The following is a 6,247-nucleotide window of genomic DNA, read 5'->3' as shown; positions in this document are numbered from 1 at the left end:
CGTAGGTTGGGGTGAGCCGCAGGCGATGCCCAACGTCGTCCGCGGCCCTCGCGCAGTCGGGTGAATCCGCGCGTCGTAGGTTGGGGTGAGCCGCAGGCGATGCCCAACGTCATCCTTCGGCCGGAGCGGGTGCAAGATCGACGGGGGCTCGTTGGGCATCGCCGTTGGCGCTCCCCACCCGCAAGGCCGCGGCGGCTGTGCGATCGGGTGAATCAGTCGAAACGCCTGAACGATCGCCTCAGCCCGACAGCTTCTTCATCAACTCGCGCACGCCGGCCACGCGTGCATCGAGATCGACGCTCGAGCGCTTCCACGACAGCCGGTCCTGACCGGCCAGCTTGAAGTTCCGGTCCTTCTGCACGAGCTGGATGATGCGGATCGGCTCGATCGGCGGGTTGGGCACGAAGGTGACGAGGATCTGCGTGTCGTGCGCGTCGATCTTGGTGATGCCGAGCGGTTTGGCGGCGATGCGCAGCCGGTGCGTTTCGAGCAGGGCGCGTGTCTGGTCGGGCATCTGGCCGAAGCGGTCGACAAGTTCTTCGCGCAGCGCCGACACCTCGTCGACGGTTTCGCAGTTTGCGAGGCGCTTGTACAGCGTCAGACGCTCGTGCACGTCCGGGCAGTAGGCGGTCGGCAGCAGCGCCGGCGTGTGCAGATTGATTTCCGACACGATGTCCAGCGGTTGCGTGAGGTCGGCGTCTTCGCCCTTCTGCAGCGACTTCACCGCGCTCTTGAGCATGTCGGTGTACAGGTTGAAACCGATTTCCTGCATTTCGCCGGACTGCGATTCGCCCAGCACCTCGCCTGCGCCGCGGATTTCCAGGTCGTGCATCGCGAGATAGAAACCCGATCCCAGCTCTTCCATCATCGTGATGGCTTCCAGCCGGCGGCGACCCTGTTCGGTCGGCTTGGCGTGCGCGTCGGTCAGCAGGTAGGCATAGGCCTGGTGGTGGCTGCGGCCGACCCGGCCGCGCAACTGGTGCAGCTGGGCCAGACCGAAGCGGTCGGCGCGGTTGATGATGATGGTGTTGGCATTCGGGTTGTCGATGCCGGTTTCGATGATGGTCGTGCACAGCAGCAGGTTGTGCCGGCGCTGCGTGAATTCGCGCATCACCCGTTCCAGCTCGCGCTCGGGCAACTGGCCGTGGCCGATGACGATGCGCGCCTCGGGCAGCAGGTCGGCAAGACGGGTGCCCATCTCTTCGATGGTGTCGACCTCGTTGTGCAGGAAATACACCTGGCCGCCGCGCTTGAATTCGCGCAGCACGGCTTCGCGGATCAGGCCGCGCGACCACGGGCTGACGAAGGTCTTGATGGCCAGCCGCTTCTGCGGCGCGGTCGCGATGACCGAGAAGTCGCGGATGCCTTCGAGCGACATGGCCAGCGTGCGCGGGATCGGCGTCGCCGTCAGCGTCAGCACGTCGACCTCGGCGCGCAGCGACTTCAGCGCCTCCTTCTGGCGCACGCCGAAGCGGTGTTCCTCGTCGATGATGACCAAGCCGAGACGGGCGAAGCTCACGTCCTTCTGCAGCAGGCGGTGTGTGCCGATCAGCACGTCGATCTTGCCTTCGGCGGCTTCCTTCAGCGCCTGCGTCTGTTCCTTCGCGCTCTTGAAGCGCGAGATTTCGGCGATGCGCGCCGGCCATTCGTGCGCCACCTGGGCGAAGCGGTCGCTGAAGGTCTGGTAGTGCTGTTCGGCGAGCAGCGTGGTGGGTGCCAGCACGGCCACCTGCTTGCCGTCGGCCACCGCGACGAAGGCGGCGCGCAGCGCGACTTCGGTCTTGCCGAAGCCGACGTCGCCGCACACCAGGCGGTCCATCGGCCGGCCGGACGTCATGTCGCCGACCACCGCGTTGATCGCGCCCATCTGGTCCGGCGTTTCCTCGAAGCCGAAACCTTCCGCGAAGGCGTCCATGTCGTGCTGCTTGAAACCGAAGGTATGGCCCTTGCGCGCCGAACGCTGGGCGTACAGCGCCAGCAGTTCGGCGGCGGTGTCGCGCACCTGGGCGGCGGCGCGCTTCTTCGCTTTGTCCCACTGGCCGGAACCGAGCTTGTGCAGATGCACCTGGTCGCCCGGCGCGCCGCTGTAGCGGCTGATCTGGTGCAGCTGCGACACCGGCACGTACAGCTTGTCGCCGTCGGCGTACTCCAGGTGCAGGAATTCGGTTTCGCCTTCGCCCAGGTCCATGTGGGTGAGGCCGATGTAGCGCCCGATGCCGTGCTGCAGATGCACCACCGGATCGCCGATCTTCAGCTCGGTCAGGTCGCGCAGGAAATTCTCGGCGGTGACCTTGCGGCCGTCGCGCTTGCCGCGCGAACGCGCCTGCGTCGGGTAGAGCTCGGTTTCGGTCACCAGCGCGATCGCGGGTGATGACAGCGCAAAGCCCTCGACCAGCGGACCGATGGCAACCGTCAGGGCGGCGTCTGCGGCGATGGCGGCGTCGAAGCCATCGACCGGCGCACTGGCCAGCCCGTATTCGGCGAAGTAGTCGATCAGCGTTTCGCGCCGCCCGGCCGATTCGGCGATCACCACGACGCGCTGTGCCGCGACCTGCGTGCGCAGCCGGTGCAGCGGGTCGGCCGCCTTGCGCTCGATGCCCAGTTCCGGCAAGGGCGACGCACCCGCCGACGTGTCCGGTGCGCCGCGCCCGAGACGCACGATGGCGCGATTGGCCAGCGACACGTGGAACTGCTCTTCCGACAGGAACAGTTCGGTCGGCGGCAGGATGGGCCGTGCACGTTCGCCCTTCATCAGGTCGAAGCGGCTCTTCGTGTCGCGCCAGAAGTCGCCGATCGCGTCATTCACCTCGGCGTCGAGCGCCACCAGCGCGTTGGCCGGGAGATAGTCGAACAGCGTATCGGTGTGTTCGAAGAACAGCGGGATGTAGTACTCGATGCCGGCAGTCGGTACGCCGTTGGACACATCCTTGTAGATGACCGACTTCGACGGGTCGCCCTCGAACGCTTCGCGGAAACGCGAACGGAAGGCCGTGCGCGCCTTGTCGTCCATCGGGAATTCGCGCGCCGGCAGCAGGCGGATTTCCTTGGTCGGGAACACGGTGCGCTGGGTGTCCACGTCGAACGTGCGGATGCTTTCCACTTCGTCATCGAACAGGTCGATGCGGTAGGGCAGGGCGGCACCCATCGGATAAAGGTCGACCAGACCGCCGCGCACGCTGTATTCGCCCGGCGCCACCACCTGGGTCACCGGGCCATAGCCCGCCACGGTGAGCTGCAGGCGCAGGCGCTCGACGTCGAGCTTTTCGCCCTGCTTGACGAAAAAGGTGTGGGCGGCGAGGTATTCGCGCGGTGCCAGCCGGTACAGCGCGGTCGAGGCCGGCACGACCAGCACGTCCAGTTCGCCGCGCATCAGCGCGTACAGCGTTTCCAGTCGCTCGGATACCAGGTCGTTGTGCGGCGAGAACTGGTCGTAGGGCAGGGTTTCCCAGTCCGGCAGCTGGAAGCTGCGCAGCGTCGGCGCGAACCAGCGCAGTTCGTCGGCCAGGCGCTGTGCGTCCATTGGACGTGCAGCGACGACGACCAGCGGCGCACCGGCGTCTTTCGCAAGGCCGGCCAGCGCCAGCGCCTGGGCGCCACCGGGCAGCGGCGGCCAATCGATGCGGCTGGCCGGGCGCGGGCGTGACAGGGCTTTCAGCAGGGAGGGCGATGTAGTCATGGGCAGCTGGGAACACTGCGGTACGCCAAGGTTCGCGCACCGAGAAAAAGCTTGAGGACGCCTGGCGGCGAAGGGCGTGATGAAGGGCGTGACGAAGGGGGGATTATCGCGGAAACGGCAGCCGGCCGCCTCACTCGTACTCGTCGTATTTGCGCGCGTCGCCGCGCACCCGCTCGGCGGGGTATTTGTCCCGGTTGATCTGCATCTTTTCGGCGATGGCGGCGGGCAGGTCGATATCCAGCGTGTCCGCCAGCCGGACCAGATAGACCAGCGTGTCGGCCAGTTCATGGCCGACCGCCCGCTTTTTGGCGTCAGGCAGTTCATGGCCGGTGACCAGCCACTGGAAGTGTTCCATCACTTCGGCGGCTTCGATGCTCATCGCCATCGCGAGATTCTTCGGGGTATGGAACTGCGCCCAGTCGCGCTCGGTGACAAATTCGCGGATCAGGTTGCGCAGTGAAAGCAGGTCGGCGGTGTCATCCATGGTGTGCGGGGCGATGGTGAGTTCGACATGGGAAGTCGGGGGGGATTGTTGCAAATGTGACGCGGGACGGACAGGACCGCTTGATCTTGCATATGTTGCGGCGCAATATCGGCGGCCTGTCATTCCACGATGCAGAAATGACTCGACACACAGCCGATGCGAAGGCGCTCGGCCCGCTGATGCTGGCGGCACTGGGCGTGGTTTTCGGCGACATCGGCACCAGTCCGCTGTATGCCTTCAAGGAAGCCTTCACCGGCAATCACGGGCTTCCGCTGTCGGAAGCCAACGTGCTTGCTGCGCTGTCGGCGCTGTTCTGGTCCGTCACGCTGATCATTTCGTTCAAGTACGTGTTCATCGTGCTTCGCTTCGATAACGACGGCGAAGGCGGTGCGCTCGCCCTGGCGTCGCTGGCGCAGCGGGCGGCCCGTGCCGGGGTGCGTCGGCGGGTGGCGGCGGTGACCGCCGCCGGCGTGTTCGCGGCAGCGATGTTCTACGGCGACGCCGTCATCACGCCGGCCATTTCCGTGCTGTCTGCGGTCGAGGGGCTGTCCGTCGTGGCGCCGACGCTGGAGCACTGGATCGAACCAATCACCATTCTCATCATCATCGTGCTGTTTTCGGTTCAGCGGAAGGGCACTGCGCTGGTCGGACGTTTTTTCGGTCCGATCACCATCGTGTGGTTCGCGGTGCTTGCCTTGCTCGGAATCAACAGCATCGTGCAGACGCCCGACGTTTTGCGCGCACTCGATCCGACGTACGCCATCGTGTTCGCGATCGACAAACCGGCGCAGGCTTTCCTGCTGCTCGGCGCCGTGTTTCTCGCGCTGACCGGCGGCGAGGCGCTGTACGCCGACATGGGGCATTTCGGCAAGCGACCGGTGCGGCTGGCCTGGTATTTCATCGTGTCGCCGGCGCTGCTGATCAATTACTTCGGTCAGGGCGCACTGGTGTTACGGGCGTCCGAAACAGTCAGCAATCCCTTCTTCAATCTGGCACCCGAGGCTCTGCGCCTGCCGCTCGTGCTGCTGGCCACGATGGCGACCGTCATCGCGTCGCAGGCGGTGATTTCCGGCGCCTTCTCGATCACCGCACAGGCCTCGCGGCTGGGTTATCTGCCGCGCTTGCGCCAGCTGCACACCTCGGACACCGAGCGCGGGCAGATCTACATTCCGGCCGTGAACTGGCTGATGCTGATCGGCGTCGTCGTGCTCGTGCTCGAATTCGACACCTCCAGCGATCTGGCGGCGGCCTACGGCATCGCCGTGTCGGGTGACATGATCATCACGACGCTGCTGATGATCTTCATCACCACCATGTCACACCGTCGCCTGAAGGTAGCGCTGCTTGCCGTGCTGGGCGTGTTCTTCGTCATCGAACTGCTGTTCTTCGCGTCCAACCTGACCAAGTTCCTCGATGGCGGATGGCTGCCGATGTTGCTCGGTGCGGCGCTGTTCACCATGTTGACCACCTGGAAGCGCGGCAGCGAGCTGCTGGCGCGCGAGCGCAGGCGCATCAACATTCCGATGGAGGACTTTCTGTCCAGCCCGATTCCCGAGGTGCCGCGCGTGCCGGGTACTGCGATCTATCTGACGTCCGATCCGGAAACCGTGCCGAGTGCGTTGTTCCATAATCTCAAGCATTTCAAGGTTTTGCATGAGTCCGTGCTGTTCCTGCACGTGCGGATCGAGGAAGTGCCCCGTGTGGTGGCGGCAGAACGGATGAACGTGCAGCGGCTGGCCGACAACACCTGGGCGATCGAGGTGCGCTACGGCTTCCGCGAGGAGCCGGATGTTCCCGAAGCGCTGGAGGCACTGCCGCCCGAACTACTGGAACTCGAAGCGATGGATACGACCTATTTCGTCGCGCGTTCGACCGTCGTCGAAGGCGTGGGTGATCTGTCGGCATGGCGCCGTGCGCTGTTCGGCTGGATGCTGAGACAGTCGGAGGGCCCGGCCAATTACTTCCATCTGCCGCCGAACCGGGTGGTCGAACTGGGTACGCAGATCAGCCTCTGAAGCGTGCATGGCGTCGGGTTGTGCGCGTGCCTGTGTCGTAAGGGAACTGCCGGGCTGCGACAATGACAGACC

At 65.3% G+C, this 6,247-nt stretch carries 3 protein-coding genes; 1 reads left to right on the top strand and 2 read right to left on the bottom strand.

What is annotated here, in order from left to right; all coding sequences use genetic code 11:
* Positions 1-238 precede the first annotated feature (238 nt).
* Together mfd and NMQ14_RS13415 are read right to left on the bottom strand one after the other, a co-directional pair.
* The gene (gene mfd / locus NMQ14_RS13420; RefSeq protein ID WP_257096934.1) at positions 239-3,676 is read right to left on the bottom strand and encodes a transcription-repair coupling factor; all 3,438 of its coding nucleotides are present in this window, start codon (positions 3,674-3,676) and stop codon (positions 239-241) included.
* A gap of 130 nt (positions 3,677-3,806) precedes the next feature.
* A complete protein-coding gene (locus tag NMQ14_RS13415; protein ID WP_257096932.1) occupies positions 3,807-4,160 on the bottom strand; it encodes a nucleotide pyrophosphohydrolase in 354 nt (117 codons plus the stop codon).
* A gap of 137 nt (positions 4,161-4,297) precedes the next feature.
* On the opposite strand from NMQ14_RS13415, the gene NMQ14_RS13410 reads away from it, so the two are divergent.
* The gene (locus tag NMQ14_RS13410; protein ID WP_257096930.1) at positions 4,298-6,175 is read left to right on the top strand and encodes a potassium transporter Kup; all 1,878 of its coding nucleotides are present in this window, start codon (positions 4,298-4,300) and stop codon (positions 6,173-6,175) included.
* Positions 6,176-6,247: the final 72 nt, after the last annotated feature.

Source organism: Methyloversatilis sp. XJ19-13 (assembly GCF_024580155.1).
Taxonomy (GTDB): Bacteria; Pseudomonadota; Gammaproteobacteria; order Burkholderiales; family Rhodocyclaceae; genus Methyloversatilis.
The sequence above is the reverse complement of the archived record's forward strand: the minus strand, read 5'-3'. Positions and strand labels throughout refer to the sequence as shown.